The following is a 25,609-nucleotide window of genomic DNA, read 5'->3' on the forward strand; positions in this document are numbered from 1 at the left end:
TCGTGATTCCTTTTCTTTCAATTAATTTCCAGTGCTATGTACCTTAAACCCATACCTGCCTACATTTCGCTTGAGTTTATTCACTAGCTCTTCATTCCGCTTGCTTTTTCCAAAAAAGAAGGGAATGGTCTTTCCATTTCTGAGTTCAATATAGAAAGCATAGCGACTCCCACCACCAGCGCGACCACGAAAAATTGCGTACGTGATTTGCTTGATTTCTTTCAGTGGGATCCTGCGACGGCTGAAACACAGAGACACATGAATATAGAAGAAGCCATAGCTAATATGAAAGGGGGCAAAGAAGGGACCGCCACTAGATCTCACGATTGCGCTTCTTCTCAGGAAAAGGAGAAGACTGAAAAAGAGCAAGAAAACTAGCATATATAGAATAGGAGTACTCTCTATTATCTTTATAAATGCTATCACAATACCCTTCATTCTCTATTTCATCTCAACCCATTTTTCATTGTCCATGATAAAGGGCTTAGCTAGACCTTCGCCTGTGTAGTTTTGATACTTGGTCTCCAAGTATTTGTAGACATCTTTCTTGGTCGCAAACTTGATGGCTTGGTAGGGTTCTTCAAAGGTCAGCTTTTCAACAAAGAGATAGCCATCCTTGGCAGGAACCAAGACACCGACGTGTCCGGCAAAAAGGGTATTTCCGTCTAGGTTATCATGAACAATGACAGAAAGCATGCGGGCATTTTCATTGAACTTGAAGTGAGAAAAATACTCTTCCATCTTCTTGGCATGGACTTTGACATCCGTTGTCGCCTCTGTCGGAACCCGTGAATAGAGAATGTTAAAGGCTTCCTTGTCTGCTTCGTCGAAGACTTTGCCTTTGTCAATGGCATCATTGTCCACGAACAAGAGTTCACTATCCGCTTTCATCTTAGGAATCTCGATGCGATTCTTCAGCAAGGTATAACTATTGATCCGGCAGTTGGTACCGACGAAATCGCCCTTCTGCTTGGTCCACAAGTCACTGATCTTCTCGACATTGTAGTCTGTTTTCTTGAACTTGCTGAAGTCACCCGTCAAGCCAACAGATCCAACGATATTATCATAGTCCGTTACTAACCCCAGAAACTTGTCGACACTTTCCTGATCCAAATAAGCAGACAAGAGAGTTCGCACTTCTTCGACGCTAGCCTTGCTATTGAGGTTACTGTAACTTCCCTTGTAGTGCTCCTTGTCTGATCTGGACTGCTGAACAGTAGAGCTCTCCTGCTTTTCCTTGGATTGCTTTTGGTTGGTCCCACAAGCCGCTAAAGCAAAAATCCCCAAGGCACAGCTAGTAAGGAGCATTATTTTTTTAGATGGTTTCATAGATTGGTTCCTTTTCTCTATACTAAGATGTTTTATAACATGATACATTTCTTTTTCCTATCGAATCTCCTTATCCTATATTATAGTTTAAAACTGACTTAGCTCCAACTATTTTTCACGAATTGAGGAAACTTTATAAGTAACAAAAAAGAGCTGGCAGACAATCCAGCTCTTCAATATGTTACATTGGACTTATTTTATAGTCATCACTGTTCAACTAGCGATTAAAGATAGAAAATGTATTTGATAAACACTATGCCTCTTTTCATCATTTTCTATCATAGCTTTTGTTGGGTTCAGTAGCCTCTTTTAAGGTCTTCAGAACCACACTAGAACGATTGTTTAATCCGACCAATCTATTTTGGCATGTTCTATTGCGTACTCCGCTTCCTCTTGAGTAAATTTTCTATATTCAACAAGTTTTTCTAATAACCTTTCTTTCGTAATCTTGCCACCGTTTGCATAAGATTCCGCTTCTTTCACAGCGTCCTCCTTCCAATCGAAATTAACATGTTCTACAGCATAATCAGCCTCTTCTTGAGTAAATTTGTCAATATTTATAAGTTGCTCAACCAATTTATTTTTCGAATAATGAAACTCTTGATATGATTTTGCTCTTAAAAGTGCTTGCTCTTTCCAGTCTATATTAAGCTTATTGATAGCATACTGGGTAGCATCCTCTGAATACCTGTCATACTTAGTAAGATAAATTTTAATTTGCTGCTGCGATAAATGCTTTTTTGACCAAGATTTAGCTTTTTCATATGCATATGTATAATCTGGATCTAGTAAAGTTGGAGGAAATAGTCTTTTCATAAACATATTCATTAATGATTCTAAATCATCCTTATTTTTCTTATCACTTGAAGTAGGGTAGTTTTGTTTTGATAATTCGAAATCATCCTTATTTCCATCACTTGAAGTAGAGTATTTTTGTACAGGTTTAGTCACCTGTGATCCTGAACGTGAATTTTTCCATTCATTATAACTTCTTTCATAACTATATACCATAAAAGCTACAAATACTACTATCATTCCAACCATCGTAAAAATAAATGTCAAAAATTTTCTCATAATGAACACCTTTATTTGTTTTTCTCCAATGGAATCCTTCATTCCTCTTGAACTACTATCATTAGTATTATATCATGAAATATTCTTCATTTTTATTTACTAATGTAAAAGTCATTATACAATGTATAAAAAAGCGACTGCAATAGTTCAACTGCAATCACTCGTTCAATGTGAGATAAAAAATCATAAAGGATTATTTAATCTTGTGTTTGTTCATCTTTTCTTCAAAGATGGCTGTCATAATCTTGCGGAGCTCTTCTCCTTCTTTTTCAGGAAGTTCTCCCTGACGTTTTGCCACAGCATAGAGTTCAGGGTATTGCTTGGCTACACGCTCGATCGTCTTTGTTGTAGCATGCCCTCTGACAAAGAATGGAATACGTTTAATCCATTCTTGCGGGACTAAAGCGAGCAACTTCTTCGCTGCTTCTTTATCAGAAATCTCAGCTGTACTCAATCCTTGCTTGATTTGTTCTTGTTCTTTTTCTGTAAAATCTTTTAATTCCATAGTAAATTCCTCATTTGTTTATCTAAGTACACATTATACACCTATGTAGGGGAAAGTACAATTAAAGGATTTCGGAAAATAGCACACAAATGCGTCCATTAGACATTGATTTATCCATTCATCTCTTCCTTATATATAACAAATCCATTTGGTTGAATGATCAAGCGATCATCAGAAATGCTCCCAAGACTCATCAGATCTGCCTGTCCTTTTTCTAAGACAACGTCTTTCTTCGACTGGTTAAAGTAGGCTTTGAGCATGTTACCTTCATGCTGCCATTCTACTGCTACTACATCTGGCTCTACTTCTTCTAGACTCACTTTACCATACTGAATCATGCCCGCTACTTCTTTTCGGAGCTGGATCAAGTCCTTCATAAAGTTCAGCATGTCATTATCAGCTGCCACGCGCTCCCATGGCATGACACGGCGGCAATCAGGGTCTGGCCCGCCAATAAGGGCTAGCTCCGTTCCATAGTAGATACAAGGCGTACCTCGTTGCAGATAAAGGAAGACGAGAGCAGACTTAACGGACTGAAGATTGCCTTTGGCCGTCGTCAAAATGCGCTCTGTATCATGGGAGTCCAAGAGGTTGAACATCACCTCAGAGATCTGTTGCCTGTAGTACATAGACTGGCTATTGATCTCCCAAATGAAGCGTTGCGTCTCCTTATGCCCCCGCAGGAAATAATCCTTGATACTTTCAGAAAGGGGATAGTTCATCACGGCATGGAACTCATCGCCCTTGAGCCAAGGTTGGGACGAATGCCAGATTTCTCCAAGGATATAGAGGTCTGGTTTCTTGGCTAAGACCGCCTTACGGAAATCTCGCCAGAATTGATGGTCGATCTCATTGGCCACATCCAGTCGCCAAGCATCAATATCAAACTCTTCAATCCAGTAAGTCGCCACCTGCAAGAGATAAGCCTTCACCTCAGGATTAGACGTATTGAGCTTAGGCATATAGCCTGCAAAGGCAAAAGTATGGTAAGACAAGTCGCGACTATTCCACAGATTTTCTGAGGAGACAGGGAACTCTTTGATATGGAACCAGTCCTTGTAAATCGAATCCTCCCCGTATTTGACCACATCCTGCCATTGGGGTGAATCATAACCAATATGGTTAAAGACGGCATCCAGCATAATCTTCATCCCACGCGCATGGGCCTCTTTCACTAGCTGGCGGAAGGTGTCCTTATCACCAAAATGTCGATCAATTTCAAAATAGTCAACGGTATCGTATTTGTGGTTGCTCGGCGATTCAAAAATCGGGCAAAGATAGAGCCCTGTAATTCCTAACTCCTGCAAGTAGTCCAGATGATCGATGATCCCTTGCAAATCACCACCAAAGAAATCCAATACTTGAGGAGCAATAGAGGCATCCCAAGGACGAACACCTTCTGGTGAAATGGCTGGATTCCCATTGGCAAATCGCTCAGGAAAGATCTGGTACCAAACCGTCTGCGCCACCCAGTCCGGTACAGCACACCCATCAATCTCATGGATAAAAGGAAGCTTAAAACCGTTCATGACAAAGTCCAGGTTCTCCTTGTTGTAGGCTGCTACACCTCGGTCTCCATACAAAATCTTCTCTCCCGCTGTGTCCTCTAATTCAAAGAGGTACTGGATCCGGGCATGGCGGACAGATACCGGCACTTGCCAATAATCAAAGAGGTCGTCTGTCGTCACCTTGTCCATTTCCTTAGTTGCCTCATAAAGATCCTCTATAAAAATAAAGGGATCCCCATAGTGCAAGACAATCCGTTTGATATCCTCTTTCTTGGTCCGGATGCGAATGTGAAGCTGGCCGTCCTTATAAAGATAGGCGTACTCCGATTCAGGCCGGTGATAAATCGCTGTTAATTCCATCTGTCTCTTCTCCTACGATACTCTCTTTTCATCATTTACCAATTTATGCAAACGATTCCATAAACTATTTCTAGTATACAACTTTATGAAAAGGTTTGCAAGATGCTGAGAGATCATTTTAGATTACTAGCTTTTTAAGATTGTAATGCACACAAAAAGCCCAACAATTGGGCTTAAAGATTTTTGTTGAAGCAATGACTTTACCTTATAAGCATCACTTTATACTGTTTCCTACTAAAATATACTACAGATCTATATTTCTGTTAATAGTTTATTGAACAGTTGTTCGAGCTTACTAGTATCTCCATAAACTGTCCCATCCATATATAAGTGATAGATATCATCATCTAAACCAATTGAAATTTCACATTCATAGCCTTTCATCAAAGCTAAAGAACGGATAACTTCTCGTTGAGTACGACCATTTCCTTCTCGAAATGGGTGAAAATAATTTAGATTATCTAATATCTCAGCTAAACTTTTACAAATCTCAATTTTATTATTTGCGTTAAGTAAATAGTTTGAAAGCAAAGTATTTAAAAATTTTTCTGCCATATCAAAAGACTGAACTGGCATAAAAGCATTTCCACTTTTAGAGATATTTACTTGACGGTATTGACCTGCCCAAGTATACATTCCTTCAAAAAGAAACTTATGAATCTTTAAAATATCTGAAACAGTATTTACTTCAATTGGATTAATAAACAGTTTTAAACTTTGGCTTGCTACTAAACGATATTCTAATTCTCGTGCTTTATTATCATTTTTCTCATTAAATTTATTTATGAGAACAGATGAATGGGGATAGGTGTATAAATTATCAGGGTCTATATAATCATACCCATCATATATTTTTCTGACCATTATCCAACTCCTAATGTAACTGCCTCTTCTCTCAGTCGCTCCACATCTTCTACCGTGGGATGCCATCCTTCAATCATATTGGTGCTCAGAGCAAACCAGACGCTCTTAAAAACCTTTTTGTTGTCAAAAATCACACCCATAATCATCATTTTTTCTTTATCTACATCTAAGGTCATATTCTACCTCCGTCTTATTATTATAGCATATTTTCAATCATTTTAGTTCTCCATTTTAGAACTTACCCTACACAAAAAGCCCAGCAATTGGGCTTTTCGCGCTTTTCTATTACCTATGATTTTCCAAGATTATTCCTTACTCGTATGTCTCTTTCCAAGATATAGCACTTGCTCTTCTAACATTTGAACAACCTTAGAAAAATTAGCTTGAAAATAATTTTATCCTATCTCTGAAGGCTTTATTCATATTTAGACGCTTCTTCCGACACTTCAATATTCCCAATCAACCAATTGGACATCTTTTTGCCCTTGTCTTTATAAGGGTTGGGAGGAAACAAGGTAAACGGGGGAATACTGGCATTGGGGAAGAATAGTTCTACGCTTATCGTTCGCTCGCGGTTATTGTTGACGTAGGCTGTAAAATAGATATGGTAATTTCCGCTCACATCACCACCATTATCATACTCTCCTCTAGCAGTATTTGGCAATAAGGTAACAGATTCTATGTCTTGCTTTTCCTGAGCTAAGTGTGCGATGATCTCACTCTTAATAGCAGCTTCATGATTTCTAATGAAATTACTATCATCACTATATCCAGGATGCCCATTGAGCGAATAGAAAACAATAACCATCAGAAAAGGTAGGGAAATTAAAAAAATGATCAGCTTATTTGATTTTAACACAGGGGTACCTTCCTAGTTTTTACTCTCTTCTCAGAATTCATTCCCATTGTAATACAATAAAAAGTTCCATAGATTATGAAGTTCCATTATCCTATTAAAACCTCAGTTTCCCAGCGTCTGAGAACGTTTTTTAATGGCTCATCAAGATAGGTATAGGTCTTATCCTTAATCCAATCAGGAATTCCATAAGCTGCCTCTGCTATACTCCCAGTGATGGCAGCAAGAGTATCACTATCCCCACCGAGGGAAATGGCATTTCTAATCGCATCTTCAAAATCTGTACTTTCTAGAAAGGCAATGATAGCCTGAGGCACCGTATCCTGACAAGTTTCATTGAAACGATACGTAGGACGTATGTCATCTAGAGATTGAGAAAGATTGTATCCATACTCCTGCTCTATGTGCTCTTTTATGAGTCTCTTACACTCTATAGGGTTATCGTTGATTGGTTGCTCAAAGTCGCCACTATAGCCACCAAAGTAATACCGACACATAAAGATGGCATCGGACGTTGCCATAGCTCCTTTAACACCCTCTGGGTGGTTATGAGTGACCTCTGCAGAAAGTCGTGCAAGAGCTCTTCTAGACGGCCAGGCTCCCGTTCGTGCACAGAAACTACAATCCATGATCCAGGCACAGGGAGAAACACGCATGGCAGAGCCATTTCCAAAGCTATTATAAGGGGCGCGGTCATTGCTATGAATCCATGCATTAAACCGATCACCATAACCAGCATCAGGATACATCCTACCATACTTCTTCATGGCATCAATAAAGTCATCCTTCTGACCACCATTCATAATGGCTTCAGCAACAGCGCAGGTCATAACCGTATCATCTGTGAAAAAGCAATCCTCACGAAATAATGGAAAGTCTTTCGTTTTAATGTTGTTCCATTCATAAACAGAACCTACAATATCTCCAACTATTGCTCCTAGCATGCTATTCCTCCATACAAACTTTTGGTTGAGACTGACATTTCTACTTGCCATACTCTTTTATTTTACCAACATATTCGGTCAAAAGATTCTTTGAATAAATTTTTTCATTACTTGAATTTCTAACTTCTTTCCAAAGAATAGAAGCTACTTTTAGTTTATTAGAGTAGTTGCCACTATTTTCGTCTGCACAGAAGTCCTTTAAAAATTGGTTCCATTGACAAACCGAATGATCATACTTGGCATAATCTGAATTTCCATAATAAACTTTTAGCATATCTTGGATTGTGAAACTCAAATCATTGTCGCTTTTTACTTTTCTCCAAGCAGTAGCCATATCGGCAGTAAACTTAAAGGGCGAAACATCTGTTAAAGTTGAGAAATATTCTCTAAAGTGTGCATTAAAGGAGAATCCACATTCAAGTAAGGGCGTATTTAAGGTAACGACTTCTACTTGTTTCTTTTTCCTTTTTATTGATGACTTTTTAATCAAATTACCCTTAAAGTACTGCTCAATAATATGATTAAGTTCCTGTTTGGTCCCTCTATATTCAAGCCCTAATGACTTGCATATCTGTGAAAGTTCATCCCGATACCAATAGTATTTATTAAACTCATCAAAGGATGTGATTTTTTCAAACTCAGGTCTGCTTTCTATCAATATAACACCTCCTTAAAAACAGTTTAGGTTTTCATTTCTAAATAATGGAGTTTTAGATTCTTTATTCTGAGGATTAGTTACGTTTCGCTAACAAGCTTACACATTCAGCGGTTCGGACTTACCGTATCGTCCGTGAAAAAGCAATCCTCACGAAATAATGGAAAGTCTTTCGTTTTAATGTTGTTCCATTCATAAACAGAACCTACAATGTCTCCAACTATTGCTCCTAGCATCAGATTCCTCCTTATTACATATCAGATTCAATACACATTTCCAATGAATCGCTCTTTAAAAATGGCTCCACCAAATCAATCCACTCTTGAGGCAGATAAGCTGACAAATAGCCATGATTATAGCCCTTTGCTTCATACAAGATCGTGTTTGGATGCAGTTGTTGAAATAATTTAGCTGATGCTTTCACACAGTTCAATTCTTTTTCACCGTAGATATATAGAACCTGAGCCTTGCTAGCAGAAACCGTCTTCTTCAGCTTGTAACGCCCCATATAGGTTTTGTAAATGGTCACTAATGTTTTGATAGGCGTCCTTGGCAGATCCTCCAAATAATAAGCTTTTATTTCCTCTGGATAAGCGAGTTTAGGATAGAGTTTGTTCATCATGCTTAATTGAAGTTTGCAAGAGAATTTACTGAACATCAGTTTGCCAAATAGAGATACTAGAAAAATGCTAATTTTAGCCAACCTTTGTTGAGGAATACAGAGGCTTCCGTCTATGATGGCTTTCTCAGCTATCTCGCTGTCTAAGGACAAAAGCTCCATAGCAATTTGACCACCAAGTGAAACACCACCTATTGCAAACAATTTCCCACCACAATTCTCTTTGATATAGTCCAAGATTTCCAAAGCAGAATCTTCCGTAGAAACATAATCGAGTTGATATTCTTCGCCGTGACCATTCAAGGTGGGTAGAATGACACGATACTCCTCCGACAAGATCCGTGCTTGACGAAGATAATTCCACCAAGAACTACCACCGCCATGTATCAGCAAGATAGAAGGCAAATTCTTATCACCAAATTCATGGAATTTCATATTTAAACTCCTTACTAAAGGACTTTCAATAGATAAATACTTGTTCAATCAGTTTGAACAAGCAGTGATGCCTCATCAAATAGAAAAGTCTCTTACATTGATTATCTAGAATGACCACACGTTACTTTCAATAATTGATATACTAATCTAAAGTTAAAATTACTTATCCGTACTAATTCTATTACTCGCCAATATCGTATAAATCAAATAACCAATAAAAATGATAATAAAAATAAGATTAATTTTTAACACAAAATAGAGATTTAACAAATTTGCGAACGCGTGAAATAATATACAGTACCCCACAGATTTCGTTTGTCGATAAAGAAGCCCTAAAACAAAACTTAAAAATAATGTATATATAAAAAATAAAATAAAAGGAAATCCTTGATGACTTTCTCCAACTATAAACCATAAAGGCAGATGCCAAATCCCCCAAATTGATCCTATAATCAAATTAGATTGCCAATATGTATATTTTTTATCAAGTAACGGCTGTAATATTCCTCTCCATCCCAATTCTTCGTGACCACCACCAAAAAAAATTAGTTGTATAAAGAATAGTGGCATCAGATAAATGGATACTCCGTTTAATTCTAAGGAAGATACAGAAAATAGGATCAAAATTGCTAACAAATGAATAATGAAATAAATTCTACAATTTTCTTTCTTACTAAATAAAAAATGTTTAAATTTTATATTATTCCTTTTCAAATAAAAGCCACTTGCAATAGCTGGTCCAAGTGCACCTACTATATGTAATGTTCTTCCTATAATTGTTTCTAATCCAAAAATATGAGATTGCGTAAAGACGGCAAGAATCCCCCAAGCTATATAAGTAATTCCAAATGTACAATAAAGATAATTTTTAAAATTCCTTTTATCAATTTCTGTCATTTTATCTTCCTAATTCTGATTATTCTATGTATAATAATTTTTTACTGCTTCTTAGTTGCTCTCGATTATAACTACCTATATTCTATCACAAAAATGCAAAAAAGCCTTACAATCAAGGCTTTTCATTATTGATTCATACCAATCTTTCTATGCTTTTACCAACAAGCTCACACACTCGACGTGTGGTGCTAGTAAACTTCTATATTATAGAACGAAAGGGATAGAGTTAATGTTTAAACTTAAACTTTAGAATGAAAATATTTTTTCTTTTCTTACCCTACAGTATCCGTACAAATTTTATAGGCTTCATCTCATAAAAACTTGTACCTTGCTAAATTCAACAAACTGAAGCTTGTTTGTCTCATTTAGCTTTCTTGGGTTTCTTTTCTGGCAGTTCCGCATACATACCTTTCAGTAGCTCAGTAATCAAATCCATATCCTCAAATCTATCGAATGCATACATCAATGTCTTTGAACCCTCATACGGATAACGCAATTCTGAGTCTGCAAGAAGTTTGTCCGATGTCGGCGTTCTCTTTAAAAATAGTTCATTATCGCAAATGTCACCTATCAGCTTACCGTTAAAATATATAAGGTAGCCGCCCATCATCGATCTTATGACAATATCACCTGCTGCAGAAAAAATCTCACGAACAAATTCATTAAATTCATTCACTATGATTACCTCCTTCAAAATCAAATATTCCTTACTTTAATGTAATTCCTGAAAATCCATTCCCTTTTGGTGGATTATTTTCATCAATATCTTTTGCTAATTGTTCCAAAGGAAATAGTTCAAACTTTGTTCCCGGAGTATCAAAAAAGCATACTGACGGATTATTTTCTCTGCAATCAGTCTTATATCCTAAACCATCTCTATAAAACTTTATTGACCTTTCCATATCTTTCACACCTAAACAAAACAAATAAAAGATTAGTTACTCAACTTGCCATTAATTGTTTGATATTAAGTATTGATAAAGAAAAATTTCATAATTGCACATTTCTTATTGCAGAAATTACAAAACTATTAGATAACGAATTAAATTACTATGAACAAACTGTTTTCCTTTATGCTAAGGGCTACTTTGAATTTAAAAAGAATTTAGATACTGGTATTGAAAAAATGAAACAGGCTATCCAAGTCTTTGATATTTTAGAAGAGCAAAATATGAAATCTCAGTATATAGATCATTTCTCTCAAAATGTGGAAATAAGATAGAATACTAACTTTAAAGACTTAGTGAAAAGCAAAAACTAGTAATGATACTAGTTTTTGCTTTTCTCCATAATAATTAATTTCCCCCTTTTTCCTTCTAAATCTTTTTTCACAACAAAAAAACCTGAATTTCTATATGCTTTTTGAGCCAATATATTTTTTTCATTTACAGCCAATATAATATGGTTAATTTCTAATTTTAAAGTTGAATCTATGAATTCAAATATTCCATTCAGAGCATTAGAACCATATCCTTGATTTCTGAAATTATCATCAATAGAAAATCCTCTAATAAGCGCATAATCATTTTGATAATAGCCGTACTCTTTAGGACCAGTGTTTAGGTGTAGGCAAAAAAAACCAATTACTTTATGGTCTTTATTAAGTATTACTATGGGGTATCTATTCTTATCTTTTTTAGACTTTTCAATAATATTTTTTGGGGTATCAGTATGTGTAATATCATTTAAAGAATAAGAACTTAAAGAATGGTAATGTTCAACTTCACTATACAAAGATAATTTCATGATAATTAATTCCTTTCTCTTTATGTAAGATACATAACTAAATCAGTTGATGATTTAATAATCATATCAATTGTTTTCATACTTTCTACTTTCCTATTCAACTTTCAAATATATAGCGTTTTCATTATTTTCTTATCCTATTATATCAAAATTCAAAATAAAAAACTGCAACTTACTAGTTGCAGTTAAACACAGATTTACTTCTGTTCCTTTAGAGACTTATATTTTCATTTTCAGGCATATTAAAAACATCGTTTTTTTCAAAATAAGGTTTTACCATTTCTTTCCATCTAGCTTTATGAAAATTGATCGAATTTAAAGGAGTTAGGCCATAATTTCCCAATGCATAACCATCATTTACTTCAACAACAAGTGTCCTGCCATCACTAGTAACACCGATATCTAGTCCATAAGCTATTGGCGCATCTTTCCAACATGATATGGCTTCATCAATTACACTAGGATCAAATTGTGCATGATAGTCACCTGTATAGGGTCGAACATCTAATACGCGACCATCTAACACAAAACAACGCCATTCTGCTATGAATTCTACAACCTCACTAATCCATATAGGATAGTCAAAAGGTAAACCAATACCTATCAAATCACGGGTTCCGTTAACAACTCTTCCAGTAAAGACTTTTGAACCAGCTTTAGGCTTAATAAATTTTCCCCAATTATCAGGTATATTTACAATCTCTCCCAAAACGCCTTCATAAATCTTTCGACCATAAAACTCTTTGAGCTCAATAGGATAGTCATAAACCGGAACGTTTAACCCCATCATTTTTAGTAATGCTCTAGTCTCCATTATATAATCTACAACTATATCTTCACTTGTTAACTGTTCTATTTCAGAAAAAGATTGATATAAAATAACTTCTTCTCCTTGTAAGTATGCACCTACTTGAGCATTGTACTTATTAATTGAAACTTCACTTGGTAGTTTGCTTTGTCTAATATAAACAACCATTTTATCACTCCTATATCACTAGTGTTGCACCTGTTTGTAAAAAATAATAGCATTTTTGCTGTTATTTTTTTGAGTAAATAGCTCCCATAATATCATCGAAATAATCAACAGTATTTAGGAGCAATTCTATAACTTGGGACTTTGTTAGTCGCATTCCTCTTCTATCTCTAGCATCTTCTACTAAATTTTCAAGTTTCTCTAGATTTTTATCATCCAAGCTAATCATTATTCTATTTTTATCAGTTGCCATTTTCTTCACCTCAAGTCAATTCTATCACAGGTGTTACACTTGTGCCAATTGTTTTTTTAAAAATATAAATTTTTAAAAGAGGGTACCTTTATACCTTTTTAACATTTTGTATTTAGTAAGAAAGACTTCACTATAAAAAACCTTGATATCAAGGATTTTCGTTATTACTACGCTACAAGTTTTTTACTCTTTCACTAGCAAACCTACACACTCAGCGGTTCGCTGTTACCGTATCGTTTCGTCGTAAACTCCTCACTCTACGACAGCAATCGCATGGGCGGAACATCTGCTTCTACTTCACTGATGAATCAGCTCGTACAAGTAGTGATACCGCCTCAACATGATGCGTTTGTGGGACTCAAAAGGTTCGGGGAACCTTTTGAGGATTAGCTACGTTTAACCAACAAACTTACACATTCAACATGGTGCGTCTGCGGAAACAAATCAACCGGCTGGACTTTCTTCAATTCATATCCCAGTTCTTGATAGAGTTTGATATCACGCGCCATGGTGGCTACATTACAGGAGATATAGGCAATGCGGTCAGCTCCTGTTTGGGCGCTTGCTTTGATAAAGCTTTCGGTCAAGCCCTTGCGTGGTGGGTCGACCAGGATGGCAGTTGGTTGGATGCCTTCCTTGAGCCAATTCTTCATGGCATTTTCAGCTGTGTCACAGACATAGTGGGCATTGGTGATACCGTTCAATTCTGCATTCTTCTGGCTATTCTCTACTGCTTCTAGGATAACTTCGACACCATAAACTTCCTTGACATGCTTAGCGACAGATAAACCAATAGTTCCAATTCCGGAGTAGGCATCGATCACCACATCGTCTTCTCTTAAGTCCGTAAAGTCAATGGCTGTCTGGTAGAGCTTCTCTGCCATTTCGGTATTGACCTGATAAAAGGCTGGTCCAGAGATTTGGAAGCTATTCCCCAACATTTGGTCGGTAATATAATCTTGACCATAGAGAACCCGCCATTCTTTCCCAAAAATGGCATTGGTATTTTGGTCATTGATATTTTGCATAACTGATACGATTTCTGGGAACTGCTTGATGAGTTGTTCAATCAACTGTTCAACTCGGAAAATTTTAGGACGAGTGGTCACTAATATAACCATGATTTGACCTGAATGATGGCCACGACGAACAACAAGGTTACGAATCAGACCAGACTGTTCCTTCTCATCATAAGGCTTGAGGTCAAAACGACGAATCAAATCCCGAAGCGCCAAGACCACTTGGTCAATGAATGGATCTTGGATGTAGAAATCTTCGATCGGCATCAAATCATGAGAGTTCTTGCGAAAGAAGCCTGTCTCGACCTGACCATTGACCCGACGAACAGGAACTTGGGCCTTGTTGCGGTAGTGGACAGGATGGTCCATCCCCAAGGTCAAGGGCACTTCGATATCAGTGATCCCTGCCATCTTGTAAAGACTATCCTTGACCTGTTTGGCCTTGAATTTCAGTTGCTCCGGATAAGCTAGGTGACCTAAGTCGGCGATTCCGCTTCGTAAATAAGCAAGATCCAGCTCTTCATTACGATGAGGAGATTTTTCTAAGTACTCCTCTACTTTTCCGTAGCCGATCTTTTTGTTGACTTTAAGCACGCGCATGCGGATGACTTCTCCAGGCAGGGCATTCTCTACGAAAAAGACCAGGCCATCGACCTTAGCCACTCCTGCTCCTTCATGGGTCAAATCAACAATCTCAACGGTTACAATTTCATTTTTCTTTAACATGGTGTTCTATCTTTCTACAAATTAAAAGGGATGGAGTCCAAAACTCCTATCCCCTTATTATATCATCTCAGTCCCATTTGGTACAATTTCTTTTTATAAGCATCGAAATCGACGAGCAAGCCTTGGCCCCCATACATATCGTAGGCATCGACCCAATCCCCATTTTCTGGGATGGTCACGCGTTCCATTCCTTTGCCAGCACTACCGACCAGTCCAATCCCATTTGTCAATAGGAAAGAGAAAGGAACATTGGTAGACGTCATGGCAAAGACTTTCCCAAGAGCTTCTGATCCTGTAAAGAGTTTGGTCGGATCCTTGATCTGATGCATAATGGCAGACATAACCTCTTGTTGGCGACGAGTTCGACCAAAGTCTCCTTCATCGTCCTTACGGAAACGCGAGTAATTGAGAAGGGTCCGGCCATCCATCCGTTGTTTGCCAACCTTGATGGTTTGCTGCGGAACGACACCGTCTTTCATGTTCAAATCATCTGGTACTTCTACTTCACTGACCTTTTCGCCATCAACCGTTGAAAACTGCGCATTCATCTCAACCCCATTTGGAAAGAGAGTATCAATGGCTGTCGCAAAGGTTTTGAAATCGACCATGGCGTAATATTGGATGTCAATGTCAAAGTTGTCCTTGAGCATCTGACGGACCAATTCAGCGCCTTGGTTATTGTTTTGCTCTCCAATAGTAAAAGCAGTGTTCAGTTTTTGATCATAGTAGCCGTCATACTCTGGAATATTTTGCTGGCTGACCCCATCGATATGGACCAGTGTATCCCGCATGAAGCTGACCATCTTGATCTTGCCTTCTTTATTATTGACATTGACCACCATAATGGAGTCTGTCCGAGTCTCATCTGATTTCTCACCGATCCGACCATCTGTCCCCAAGATCAGGATATTGACCCCATCTCGCGACTTCTTGCCGTTAAATTTCTCGACGACAGCAGGCTTGGCATCTGGACCTGTTGGCTTACTGTTCAGGCCTTTCACAAACATAAAGACCATACCACCGATAATGAGCAAGAAAAAGAGAGCAATCCACTTGAGGATCCGCTTGACACGAACCTTTTTCCGAGGTCTTTTTGGCTGATTTTGAGGAGGGACGGCCGCCTTTTTCTTTGACTTTTGTGAGCGCGATTGGTAGACAGGAAGGTCTTCGACCACTTCTTCCAGCTCATCTGGAACTTCCTCTTCCTCAAAGGTACGTGGTGTATCGGTCTCCTCTACGAAAGCACCTTGGCTTTTTTTGAGAAGGTAATTGTATTCTAGTTGTTCACGTTCATTTAGATAATGATAATTGGAGTGTAAATAGTCTAATCGTCGTTTTTCATGATAGGTTAAATATTCCAAATCTCTACTCATTACTGTTCTATTTCCTTCTCATTTACTGTATATACTGGATACTGGCCAAACACTTTGACCGCAATCTCCATAGCCGAAAGTTCCTCAAAGGCAAAATGAATCCATTCTTCTTTTTCCATGAGGAGATCAATAATAAAAAAATACTCCCCAAGCGCTGTTTTTAGAGGTCGACTCTCAATTTTTGTCATATTGATATTCCGCCAGGAGAAAGTGGATAAGGCCTTATAGAGGGCTCCTGGTTGATTGCTCGGTAGGGTCAAGGCCAGACTGACCTTGTCCTCTGTATGATGCAAGCTTGTAGGCATTTCTACAGCATTTTTCCCTAAGATCCAAAACCGAGTGTAATTCGCTGCCATTTCTTGGATGTCCTTGTGCTGCACATGTAGTTGGTACTCGTGGGCTGCACTAAGGGGCGCTATGGCTGCGATGTTTTTCTCCGGATGCAAGGAAACATAGCGGGCTGCATAAGCCGTCGAGGCCGTCATTTCAAGCTTGACCTTTGGATAATATCGGTCAATAAAAGCCTTACCTTGTGCCAATGCCTGGGGATGGGAATAAATCTCGTGAATGGGACTGTCTTTTTTAGCCACGAGTAGCTGTTGTTGGACGGGATAGACGATCTCAGCAACAGTCTGAATGTCCCCGTGGTGGAAGAGATAATCGATGGTTTCGTGTACACTGCCCTCGATGGAATTCTCCACTGGGACAACCGCAGCATTCACTGCTTCTTGCTCAAAGGCTTTTAAGAGCTCGGTCAAGCTTTCATAGGGGATCAATTCATCATTTAGAAAGGCATGACTGGCTACGCCATGGGTAAAAGAACCTTTAGGTCCTAAGTATCCTACAAGCATCGAATCTTCTCCGCAATTTCTTCTGGTGTCAGATCACCCGTCTCGATCGTATGGGTCGCACAAGACTCATACAAGGGAAGACGGTAATCATATAATGCTTTTAATTCATTTTTAGATTGGTTCAAAAATAAGGGCCTCTGATGGGTCTTATCTGCCTGCAAGCGCTGATACAAGGCCTCGAAATCAAGTTTTAAAAAAATATTGTATGGGTTGGTTTTTAAAAGTTCCAGATTTTCCTGACGCATGACCAAGCCACCACCCGTTGAAATAACTCCACCTTCTTCGTGCAGTAGGCGCTTTAAGAGAGCCGTTTCTTGAGAACGAAAGCTCTCCTCACCATAAGTAGCAAAATACTGACTTACGGGCATGCCTAGCTCAAGCACCAATTCAGCGTCCATATCATGAAAATTTGGATCCAGTAAGCGGCCGATCGTTGTCTTACCAGCCCCCATAAATCCTAATAAAATTTTAGGCATCTTGTAAGGCCTCCAAATCATTGAAGAAACTTGGGTAACTGGTATTGATGGCTTCCGCACGGTCTAAATATACATCGCCATCTTGCACAAGAAGCGCTGCAATAGCAGCCATCATCCCAATCCGGTGATCGCCATAAGTTGCTAACTGGGCACAGTGTAAGGGAGTTGGCCCTGTGATCACCATCCCATCTGGGGTCGGTTGAACAGTCGCCCCCATCGCGTTTAAGCTATCCGCAACGACTTGAATACGGTCTGTCTCTTTCACTCGAAGTTCTTCAGCATTGGCAATGATGGTCTGGCCATTGGCCTGTGTCGCTAGTAGGGCAATAATCGGCAATTCATCAATCAAACGTGGAATCAGCTCACCTTTGATCACCGTAGCGGTCAAACTGGAAGTTTCGACCACCAGGGTCGCAGATTTAGCGAGATCATCCTGGTTTTCGATCGTCACCAGTCCACCCATCTGCGCGATCACATCTAAAATCCCTGTACGGGTCTGATTCATCCCAACATTTTCTAGAACAATTCGACTATTGGGAACGATCAAACCTGCCACCAGCCAAAAGGCTGCACTTGAAATATCACCTGGAACGACAACTGTCTGAGCTGTAAACTCTTGACCACCTTGAATCGTGATGGTTTTCCCATCTACATCAATCTGTCCGCCAAACTGACGAATCATATCTTCAGTATGGTCACGCGTTTTTTCCTTTTCGATAATTGTCGATTGGCCATCTGCCTGTAGGGCTGCAAAAATCAAAGCAGACTTGACTTGAGCAGAAGCCACAGGTAAGCGATAAGAAATAGGCTGTAGCTGCGGATTTCCCTGAATGGTTAGAGGCGGGAGATCTCGCTTACCTTGCCCAGCTAGAACAACCCCCATTTGACGCAAAGGCTGGGCAATCCGATCCATGGGACGCTTGGACAAGCTGTCGTCTCCAATCATGGTAGCTGCGAAATCCTGTCCAGCTAGCACTCCAGAAATCAAACGCATGGAAGTGCCAGAATTCCCCATATCTAGGGGATTTTCTGGAGCAGACAGCCCATGAAAGCCACGGCCTTGAATCCTGATCACTTCTCCATCATCCACAATAGAAACGCCTAAATCTCGAAAGACCTGAATCGTAGAAAGAACGTCTTCTCCACGCAAGATATCCTGAACGATCGTTTGCCCTTTGGCAATACTTCCAAAAATAATCGAACGATGGCTGATAGACTTGTCACCCGGTACACGGATGGTTCCATTTAACCCTTTGCTGCCGGTTGCTAATTTCATTCCATTCTCCAGAGCACTTTTCCTCATATTCTATCATAAATATGGCAGTTATTCAATTTTTGTCCAAAATTTTCAAGAAAATCCGAATGAAGAAATGGCCTACTGGAGGGACTTTAAAATGATTCCGAACAAAAAGCCAGAGCTGGGAAATCGCTCTGGCTATAGAGTTTTATTGGAACAAATCGTCAATCGGTTCAAAGATGATCTTTTCAAGATCTCCAAGATAAATGGACAATTGTTGCTGTTTGGTAAAGAATTCAGTCACAAGAGGACTGGATTGAATCTTATCCATATAATCCTTCATTTCCTGTTGGACAGCTTCTGTTGGTACTTGTCCAGACTGCATCAAACCTTGCAATTGTTTTTGAAAAGCTAGGTATTCATCAAACAAAGTCTTTGCTTCTGGGTCTGCTTCAATCGCTTGCTTGCTTGCTACAACAGCCTTGTATTCAGGCAGGTCTCGGAGAGTCCGCGAGAGTTCATTTGCTAGATCATAAATATTTGCCATTTCGTTGGCTCCTTTACTGATAAGATACCTCTATTATACCGTTTTTTCCTTTATTTTCCTTAAATGAAGCTGGCATCTACTTCCAATCCTTCTGAAGGCCTAGCGAGCCAGTACGGTATAAGACGTTGCTTTTTGGATCAACTCTTGGGCGCGCTTTTGATCCTCCGCATGTCGAAAGGTTAGCTGTAAAATCCCGTGGATATCTTCGCGATTTTCTTCATTGATATGGATATTGACCAAGGAAATCCCTTGTAGAAGTTGCAAAATCTCAAGAATGACACCTTCCTTATCTGGTACATCGATAAAGAGATGATAGGCGCTATCTCGCCCAGCAGGCTGATGGATCTGCATTTCTTGTCGGTGCTTCCGCCCTTCATAGAAAAATGTCCAAATGGCCTCTTGGTTATCTGCTTGAATGGTTTCATCCACCTGATCCAAGCGCTCTTTGAAATCAGCGATCCGCTCTAAAATCGCTTGAGGATTGGATAAGAGAATAGAGGTCCACATGCCTGGCTCACTTTCTGCAATCCGAGTCATATCCCGAAAGCCTCCCGCCGCAAAGCGGTTTGCCAAGGGATGCTCCTCTCCATAAGCCACTGCTTGCTCGACTAGGATGGTTGCCAAAAGATGCGGGAAATGGCTGATCTGGGAGGTGACCCGGTCGTGTTCCTCCGCATTGATTTCGATAAAGCGAGATCCCAGTCCACTCAGCAACTCTTTTAAATCCTCTATTGAGCCGGCCTTAGTTTGGCTTGAGGGGGTAAAAATATAATAGGCATTTTCAAATAAGGTTTCATCCGCTGCGGCAGCACCTGTCTTGTGACTACCAGCCATAGGGTGCCCTCCGACAAAGCGAACGGCCTGATCCTGAAAGACTTGGTCTGCATGGGCCACAATTTCAGCTTTGGTAGAGCCCACATCAGTCACCAGCACTTGGTCTTTCAATGGCAATCGGGCCAGAATATCCAGATAAGACTTGGTTTGCTTGATGGGAAGGGCCAAGATAATCACATCCGCTATAGGGGCAAAGGAGGCAAAATCATCTGTTACTTGGTCCACCATTCCTCTTTCAAGGGCGATGTTTCGGGACGCTTCACTTCGATTATAGCCAAGAATGGTCAGGTTTGGGTGGGCTCTCTTAATTCCTAGTGCGAGGGAAGCGCCAATCAGGCCCAGACCTGCTATATAAACAACTTTCTTTTCCAATGGAAAACTCTTTCTTCTAAAAATTCATCGTAAATTCCCGGTGCTTGGCAACAGCTTCTTTCAATTCTTCCATGTTATCGGAAGAGAATTTTTCCAGCACTTCTGTAGCAAGGACCGTTGCCACCACTGCTTCCATCACCACACCTGCAGCTGGCAAAGCCGTTGGATCGCTCCGCTCAACTGTTGCCTTATAAGGCTCATGGCTTTCAATATCCACACTCATCAAGGGTTTGTAGAGAGTCGGAATAGGCTTCATGACGCCACGAACCAGAATGGGCTCTCCGTTAGTCATGCCCCCTTCAAAACCACCTAAATTGTTGGTCCGACGAGTATAGCCAGCTTCTTTAGACCAGATGATTTCATCCATGACTTGACTACCTTTTAGGCGACCCGCCTCAAACCCAAGACCAAACTCCACTCCCTTAAAGGCATTAATAGACACCACACCTTGAGCGATTTTGGCATCCAATTTTTTGTCCCATTGCACGTAGGAGCCTAGTCCAACAGGCACACCACCAATAATGGTTTCCACGATTCCCCCGATGGTATCGCCATCTTTTTTCACTTGGTCAATGTAGGACTTAACAGCTTCTTCTTGTTCTGGGACAACAATCGAAACTTCCGACTTAGATGCCTTTTCCTTGATTTCGGAAACGGTTAGATTTTCAGGAACGGCAATCTCGATTCCTCCAAAATTGACAATATGACTCGCAACTTCCACACCAATCTCTTCTAAAATTCGTTTGGCAACGGCACCAACAGCGACGCGCATCGTGGTCTCCCGGGCGGAAGAACGCTCTAAAGAATTACGAAGATCATCAAAACGGTATTTGATTCCTCCGACTAGATCGGCATGACCGGGACGCGGCTTAGTAATCTTACGTAGACTTTTCTTTTTCTCTTCGACCGGTGCCACATTCATAATCTCCAACCATTTTTGGTGATCCAAATTGGTCACGTTCAGAGTAATCGGACCACCCATGGTCAATCCATGACGGACCCCTGATGTGATCTCGACACGGTCACTCTCAATTTTCATCCGAGCACCACGACCATAGCCCCCTTGGCGGCGTTTGAGTTCTTTATTAATATCTTCTTCTGATAAGGGAAGTCCTGCTGGAACGCCCTCAATAATGGCGGTTAACCGAGGCCCATGGGACTCACCTGCTGTTAAATATCTCATACGACCTTATGCCTTTCTTTCTAAAAAGTCCTTCATTTCTTGAAGAGGGATTTGATGAATCGCTGCTTGACCTAATTCTGGCACAATCACTAGTTTCAAGCTATTTCCACGCGCTTTTTTGTCATGTGTCAAGGCTTGATAAAGGGTTTCTTTATCCCAGTTCTCATAGGCCACGGGAAGTCCAAATTTCCGACACATTTCTTCGATTTGTTGGCTGATTCCCTTTGGCATCAGCCCCTTTTCTTCAGCGACTCGTGAGAGCTGCACCATGCCCATACTAACGGCTTCCCCATGCATGACCTGTCCATAGCCAGCTGTTGCTTCAATGGCATGCCCAATGGTATGACCAAAATTGAGATAGAGTCGAATCCCATTGTCCAGCTCATCAGCCACCACATGGTCACGCTTCACCAGACAAGAATGAGAAATAATGCTCTCTGCATGCTCTAAAATACTTTCGACAGAGCCATCCATAGTTTTCAACTCTTGCCAAAGTTCCATATCTTGGATGAGACCGTACTTGATCACTTCGCCCATCCCCTCGATCAATTCGCGCCGACCTAAGGTACTCAACACATCAGGATCAATGAACACACCGTCCGGTTGGGCAAAGGTGCCCACCATGTTTTTGGCAAAGGCGGTGTTGACTCCAGTCTTTCCACCGATAGAAGAGTCCACCTGGGCGGTCAAGCTAGTCGGAATCTGAACAAAGGAAATTCCCCGCATATAGGTAGAAGCCGCAAAGCCAGCCAAATCACCGACTACGCCACCACCAAGAGCGACGATTCCATCACTGCGCGTCATGCCCTCAGTGGCTAGAAATTCATAGACCTTGGATACAGTGGTCAGATTTTTCCGCTCCTCACCTTCGAGAAATTCAAAGTGCGCCACCTGAAAGCCGGCCTCCTTGATACTCGCCTCAACCGTAGAAGCATAGAGCTTGGCCACGTGGTTATCTGAAATGATCGCTACCTTTTTCTCTCCCCAAAGAGAGCGGAGCCAAGTCCCAACTTGCTTGAGGCCACCTTTTTCAATCACAATCTCATAGGGATGTCCTGGAATGGATACTGTTACCTTCATGGGAATCTCCTTTCTGCTTTCTCTTTGTAACTATCTTATCATGAAATAGGGCACTTGTCTTTCTAAAAACGAAAAAAAGGGAGACCAGACTGATCTTTAAGTCATCAATCTGGTCCCACCTTCAGGTGGATGCTGTTTAAGCATGTATTGTTTAGGATTTCGTTTCATGAACAAATTGCTGGTATTCATTTGTCATGGCCTTCCAGACAGCTTCTGTCGGAAAGTTTTTTTCTGTCATGTATTCAAAAGCTGCTTGAGCTTGGTAAAAAAGCATCCCCAAACCATTCAATGTACGATTTCCCTGCTCCATCCCAAGTTTGAGAAAGGGGGTAGCTGCAGGATAATAAGCCATATCTGCGATGAAGGCATGAGGTGGAAAACTAAGATGAGGACCTATCGGAAGCGAGTGACCATCCATCCCTACTCCCGTCGCATTTAAGATCAGGTCTGCCTGATCAAAAGATGCTTGTAGGTCTTGATCATTTTCGATCGCCCCAAGCTGAATCGAAACACCAAAAGCCTTTTCGAGGCCCTCAAGAGTAGCCTGGTAGTATGTCAAACGCTCTTTTCTAACAAAAACCGTGATTTGTTTGACCCCGAGCTTGATAGCTTGGGCAATGATGGCAAGCGCAGCACCACCTGCACCTAAGAGAATCAAATTTTTACCTTGAATTGAAAAATCATTTGGCAAACTGCGGAAAAAACCAATCCCATCGGTATTATAACCTTTGAGTTTGCCATCTCTCTGAACAATGGTATTGACAGAGCCAATCGTTCGGGCTAAATCATCGACTTGGTCCAAAAAAGGTAGGACCTTTTGTTTATAGGGCATGGAAATATTAGCCCCTAGCATGTCTAAATGACGAATCTGAGTGATGGTGCTTTTCAAGTCTTCTTCAGCAATATCCCAGGCCAGATAAACCGCATTGGTATCGGTTAGTTCATAGGCTAGGTTATGAATAAAAGGAGAGATGCTATGGCGAATAGGACGGGCAATCACAGCAGCCATCCGAGTATAGCCATCAATCTTCATTCAGTAACTCCCGAATGCGTCTCATATTTTCAAGCGGAATTTGACCAGGAGCGCTTTCTTCACCAACGCTGGCATAAGACCAAGAGGAACCTGTCAAATCAGCAGTCAAACGCGAAATTTTACCGACCTTCCCCATCGAGATGGTCACATAGTCTTGCTCCGGATTGAGGGTCTTAAAGCCACGTGTATAGTTCATCAAATCAAGCACTTCTTGCTCATTGTGGGCCATGACCGATACCTTGACCAATTTTGGAGATAAGCTGGTTAATTCTGATAAGATCTCCATCATATTCTCCGGTGTTTCTTGGAAATTATGGTAGCTCAATACCAGATTTGAAAATTCAAGCATCTGTTCGAAAACTTCACGATGGCTATAAAATTCGAAATCGATATAATCTGGGTGATAGATTGATTGGATATCCTGGATAATGGCCAAGTATTCTTCACTCGTGAGATCAATCTGTCCACCTTCTCCACGTGTCCGTAGGGTGAACAAAATCTCCCGCCCAGCAAATTTTTCAAAGACTGCAGGAGCAACCGTCAGGATCTCATTTTTATCTAAAAAGTCCGCGCGCCACTCGATGACATCAGCGCCATCATAACGCGAACGATCTAGTTGTTGCGCCTCTTCCAGCGTGCGAGGCATAATCGAAACAACTAATTTCATACATCCACCTTTATCGTAAATACTTTTAAGTAATTACTACTTTCTTCTTTCTTGTTCCATCGAAAGTCAGCAGGAAGTCCATAGGCCGCTAGATAGCGGTGCTTACGCCCTTGGAATCCCTTTTCGATTTGTTTTTTAAATTTTTCTTTATTGACATTGGCCGCATTGGTACTGAGAATCAAAATCCCACCTGGATTCAAGATCTCAAGAGCTTCCTTGACCAAGCGATGGTAATCCTTAGCGACTGAAAATGTCCGTTTTTTGTTTCTGGCAAAACTTGGCGGATCGATCACAATCACATCATAGCTCAATTCATGTCGTTTAGCATACTTGTAATAATCAAAGACATCCATGACCACAAAACGATGGTCATCTAGTGCTAGACCATTGGCAACAAAATGAGCCTCTGACAATTCACGACTGCGCTTAGCAAGATCGACCGAGGTCGTTTGTACTGCTCCACCCATCGCCGCAGCGACCGAAAAAGCTGCCGTATAAGAGAACATATTAAGCAAGGATTTACCAGCAGCCAAGCCATCCACAAGACTAGCTCGTACCTCATGCTGGTCGAGAAAGATCCCCGTCATCAAGCCATCATTTAGAAAGACCTGGTAGGAGATCCCGTTTTCAAGAATGAGAAACTCTTTGGGTGCTTCCTCACCATAGACAAAGGCCGACTCATATTCCACACCTTTGAAACGAATCTTTTCGTAAGCTCCTCTCACTTCAGGAAAGACTGCTTGAAAGGCCGCTAAAATAGTCTCTTTGATCTGGAATACATAAGGGTTATACCAAGAAAAGACAACAAACTCACCATAGAGGTCAACCGTAAAACCACCAAATCCATCACCTTCTTGATTAAAAAGACGAAAGGCGGTTGTTGATGCATCAGCATAGTAAGAGCTACGATAACTCTTCGCTCTTATAAAAAGCTCCTGGAAAAAAGCTAGATCAAAGGCAAGCAGTTCACTCATCACAAACCAGCCGATCCCTTTATTCTGTTCAGACAAATAGCCTACCCCTAGAGAGTGACCGTCCCCAGCAAGAAGCTGAACAGGCTGGTCTAAGGCAGGGAGCGATTCAAAATCTTCTTTTTCAAGAAGTGATTGCCCCTGTTTGATTTTTGTTGCAACTTGACGACTGACAGTGAGTTTTTTCATAACTTCTATTATACCAAAACTCTCGTCGTTTCA

The 25,609-nt window shown here is 40.4% G+C and carries 29 protein-coding genes and 2 pseudogenes; 1 reads left to right on the plus strand and 30 read right to left on the minus strand.

What is annotated here, in order from left to right; all coding sequences use genetic code 11:
- Window positions 1-21: 21 nt before the first annotated feature.
- The 15 genes and pseudogenes from HA044_RS09960 to HA044_RS09965 form a co-directional block, all read right to left on the minus strand.
- Window positions 22-438 carry a hypothetical protein gene (locus HA044_RS09960; RefSeq protein ID WP_262407454.1) on the minus strand — a complete coding sequence of 139 codons (417 nt, stop codon included), beginning with the start codon at window positions 436-438 and terminating at the stop codon, window positions 22-24.
- A 3-nt stretch (window positions 439-441) separates the two neighbouring features.
- Window positions 442-1,329, minus strand: coding sequence for a DUF4300 family protein (locus tag HA044_RS02710; protein ID WP_187539050.1), 888 nt, complete (start codon window positions 1,327-1,329; stop codon window positions 442-444).
- Window positions 1,330-1,671: 342 nt separating this feature from the next.
- Complete coding sequence (locus HA044_RS02715; protein ID WP_187539052.1) at window positions 1,672-2,403, minus strand: Ltp family lipoprotein; 732 nt, start codon at window positions 2,401-2,403, stop codon at window positions 1,672-1,674.
- Between the two features lie 193 nt (window positions 2,404-2,596).
- Window positions 2,597-2,908, minus strand: a complete 312-nt coding sequence (locus HA044_RS02720; RefSeq protein ID WP_187539054.1) for a hypothetical protein — start codon at window positions 2,906-2,908, stop codon at window positions 2,597-2,599.
- 110 nt (window positions 2,909-3,018) lie between these two features.
- Window positions 3,019-4,776 carry a glycoside hydrolase family 13 protein gene (locus HA044_RS02725; protein WP_187539056.1) on the minus strand — a complete coding sequence of 586 codons (1,758 nt, stop codon included), beginning with the start codon at window positions 4,774-4,776 and terminating at the stop codon, window positions 3,019-3,021.
- Between the two features lie 252 nt (window positions 4,777-5,028).
- The gene (locus HA044_RS02730; RefSeq protein ID WP_023023568.1) at window positions 5,029-5,640 is read right to left on the minus strand and encodes a Fic family protein; all 612 of its coding nucleotides are present in this window, start codon (window positions 5,638-5,640) and stop codon (window positions 5,029-5,031) included.
- Window positions 5,640-5,816 (minus strand): hypothetical protein, encoded by a 177-nt coding sequence (locus tag HA044_RS02735; protein WP_187539058.1) that lies wholly within the window; start codon window positions 5,814-5,816, stop codon window positions 5,640-5,642. Before HA044_RS02735 ends, HA044_RS02730 begins: the two co-directional genes overlap by 1 nt.
- Before the next feature lie 239 nt (window positions 5,817-6,055).
- A complete protein-coding gene (locus HA044_RS02740) occupies window positions 6,056-6,499 on the minus strand; it encodes a hypothetical protein (protein ID WP_316250148.1) in 444 nt (147 codons plus the stop codon).
- Window positions 6,500-6,585: 86 nt separating this feature from the next.
- Window positions 6,586-7,440 carry an ADP-ribosylglycohydrolase family protein gene (locus HA044_RS02745; protein ID WP_187539060.1) on the minus strand — a complete coding sequence of 285 codons (855 nt, stop codon included), beginning with the start codon at window positions 7,438-7,440 and terminating at the stop codon, window positions 6,586-6,588.
- Window positions 7,441-7,480: 40 nt separating this feature from the next.
- Complete coding sequence (locus tag HA044_RS02750) at window positions 7,481-8,098, minus strand: SAP domain-containing protein (RefSeq protein WP_187539062.1); 618 nt, start codon at window positions 8,096-8,098, stop codon at window positions 7,481-7,483.
- 104 nt (window positions 8,099-8,202) lie between these two features.
- On the minus strand, window positions 8,203-8,331 hold the full coding sequence (locus tag HA044_RS02755) for an ADP-ribosylglycohydrolase (RefSeq protein ID WP_080937013.1): 129 nt from the start codon (window positions 8,329-8,331) through the stop codon (window positions 8,203-8,205).
- A gap of 14 nt (window positions 8,332-8,345) precedes the next feature.
- A complete protein-coding gene (locus HA044_RS02760; protein WP_187539064.1) occupies window positions 8,346-9,149 on the minus strand; it encodes an alpha/beta fold hydrolase in 804 nt (267 codons plus the stop codon).
- 159 nt (window positions 9,150-9,308) lie between these two features.
- The gene (locus HA044_RS02765; RefSeq protein ID WP_187539066.1) at window positions 9,309-10,046 is read right to left on the minus strand and encodes a CPBP family intramembrane glutamic endopeptidase; all 738 of its coding nucleotides are present in this window, start codon (window positions 10,044-10,046) and stop codon (window positions 9,309-9,311) included.
- A 361-nt stretch (window positions 10,047-10,407) separates the two neighbouring features.
- Window positions 10,408-10,722 carry a TfoX/Sxy family protein gene (locus HA044_RS02770; RefSeq protein WP_006153684.1) on the minus strand — a complete coding sequence of 105 codons (315 nt, stop codon included), beginning with the start codon at window positions 10,720-10,722 and terminating at the stop codon, window positions 10,408-10,410.
- 37 nt (window positions 10,723-10,759) lie between these two features.
- Window positions 10,760-10,948: pseudogene (locus HA044_RS09965) on the minus strand (VOC family protein); the annotation flags it as partial.
- Here HA044_RS09965 and HA044_RS02775 point away from each other — a divergent pair.
- Window positions 10,885-11,268, plus strand: a pseudogene (locus HA044_RS02775) (Rgg/GadR/MutR family transcriptional regulator); the annotation flags it as partial. The pseudogenes HA044_RS09965 and HA044_RS02775 sit on opposite strands and share 64 nt — an antisense overlap.
- A 47-nt stretch (window positions 11,269-11,315) precedes the next feature.
- Here HA044_RS02775 and HA044_RS02780 read toward each other — a convergent pair.
- From HA044_RS02780 to HA044_RS02850, 15 genes are all read right to left on the minus strand, one after another.
- On the minus strand, window positions 11,316-11,792 hold the full coding sequence (locus tag HA044_RS02780; protein WP_187539068.1) for a GNAT family N-acetyltransferase: 477 nt from the start codon (window positions 11,790-11,792) through the stop codon (window positions 11,316-11,318).
- A 211-nt stretch (window positions 11,793-12,003) separates the two neighbouring features.
- Window positions 12,004-12,768 carry an ATP-grasp domain-containing protein gene (locus HA044_RS02785; protein ID WP_187539069.1) on the minus strand — a complete coding sequence of 255 codons (765 nt, stop codon included), beginning with the start codon at window positions 12,766-12,768 and terminating at the stop codon, window positions 12,004-12,006.
- A 61-nt stretch (window positions 12,769-12,829) separates the two neighbouring features.
- Window positions 12,830-13,018 carry a hypothetical protein gene (locus tag HA044_RS02790; RefSeq protein ID WP_000179769.1) on the minus strand — a complete coding sequence of 63 codons (189 nt, stop codon included), beginning with the start codon at window positions 13,016-13,018 and terminating at the stop codon, window positions 12,830-12,832.
- A 386-nt stretch (window positions 13,019-13,404) separates the two neighbouring features.
- The gene (rlmD, locus tag HA044_RS02795) at window positions 13,405-14,763 is read right to left on the minus strand and encodes a 23S rRNA (uracil(1939)-C(5))-methyltransferase RlmD (RefSeq protein ID WP_187539071.1); all 1,359 of its coding nucleotides are present in this window, start codon (window positions 14,761-14,763) and stop codon (window positions 13,405-13,407) included.
- A 62-nt stretch (window positions 14,764-14,825) separates the two neighbouring features.
- On the minus strand, window positions 14,826-16,136 hold the full coding sequence (locus HA044_RS02800) for an LCP family protein (RefSeq protein WP_187539073.1): 1,311 nt from the start codon (window positions 16,134-16,136) through the stop codon (window positions 14,826-14,828).
- Complete coding sequence (pheA, locus tag HA044_RS02805; protein WP_187539074.1) at window positions 16,136-16,987, minus strand: prephenate dehydratase; 852 nt, start codon at window positions 16,985-16,987, stop codon at window positions 16,136-16,138. Before pheA ends, HA044_RS02800 begins: the two co-directional genes overlap by 1 nt.
- Window positions 16,978-17,463, minus strand: a complete 486-nt coding sequence (locus HA044_RS02810; RefSeq protein WP_187539076.1) for a shikimate kinase — start codon at window positions 17,461-17,463, stop codon at window positions 16,978-16,980. The genes pheA and HA044_RS02810 overlap by 10 nt, the downstream gene beginning before the upstream one ends.
- Window positions 17,456-18,739: a 3-phosphoshikimate 1-carboxyvinyltransferase gene (gene aroA, locus HA044_RS02815; protein WP_187539078.1), complete on the minus strand. Its 1,284-nt coding sequence runs from the start codon at window positions 18,737-18,739 to the stop codon at window positions 17,456-17,458. Before aroA ends, HA044_RS02810 begins: the two co-directional genes overlap by 8 nt.
- A 169-nt stretch (window positions 18,740-18,908) precedes the next feature.
- Complete coding sequence (locus HA044_RS02820) at window positions 18,909-19,247, minus strand: YlbF/YmcA family competence regulator (protein WP_187539080.1); 339 nt, start codon at window positions 19,245-19,247, stop codon at window positions 18,909-18,911.
- Window positions 19,248-19,346: 99 nt separating this feature from the next.
- Window positions 19,347-20,453 carry a prephenate dehydrogenase gene (locus tag HA044_RS02825; RefSeq protein ID WP_187539082.1) on the minus strand — a complete coding sequence of 369 codons (1,107 nt, stop codon included), beginning with the start codon at window positions 20,451-20,453 and terminating at the stop codon, window positions 19,347-19,349.
- Window positions 20,454-20,469: 16 nt separating this feature from the next.
- Window positions 20,470-21,636 carry a chorismate synthase gene (aroC, locus tag HA044_RS02830; protein ID WP_187539084.1) on the minus strand — a complete coding sequence of 389 codons (1,167 nt, stop codon included), beginning with the start codon at window positions 21,634-21,636 and terminating at the stop codon, window positions 20,470-20,472.
- Window positions 21,637-21,642: 6 nt separating this feature from the next.
- Window positions 21,643-22,716 carry a 3-dehydroquinate synthase gene (gene aroB / locus HA044_RS02835; RefSeq protein WP_187539086.1) on the minus strand — a complete coding sequence of 358 codons (1,074 nt, stop codon included), beginning with the start codon at window positions 22,714-22,716 and terminating at the stop codon, window positions 21,643-21,645.
- A gap of 151 nt (window positions 22,717-22,867) precedes the next feature.
- Window positions 22,868-23,749, minus strand: coding sequence for a shikimate dehydrogenase (locus tag HA044_RS02840; protein ID WP_187539088.1), 882 nt, complete (start codon window positions 23,747-23,749; stop codon window positions 22,868-22,870).
- Window positions 23,739-24,416 (minus strand): type I 3-dehydroquinate dehydratase, encoded by a 678-nt coding sequence (gene aroD, locus HA044_RS02845; RefSeq protein ID WP_187539090.1) that lies wholly within the window; start codon window positions 24,414-24,416, stop codon window positions 23,739-23,741. The genes HA044_RS02840 and aroD overlap by 11 nt, the downstream gene beginning before the upstream one ends.
- Entirely contained in the window at window positions 24,413-25,576 is a 1,164-nt protein-coding gene (locus HA044_RS02850; protein WP_187539092.1) for a class I SAM-dependent rRNA methyltransferase, read from the minus strand. Before HA044_RS02850 ends, aroD begins: the two co-directional genes overlap by 4 nt.
- Window positions 25,577-25,609: the final 33 nt, after the last annotated feature.

Origin of the sequence: Streptococcus sp. IMAU 99161 (assembly GCF_014435245.1) — a bacterium.
GTDB classification, from domain to species: Bacteria; Bacillota; Bacilli; order Lactobacillales; family Streptococcaceae; genus Streptococcus; species Streptococcus lactarius.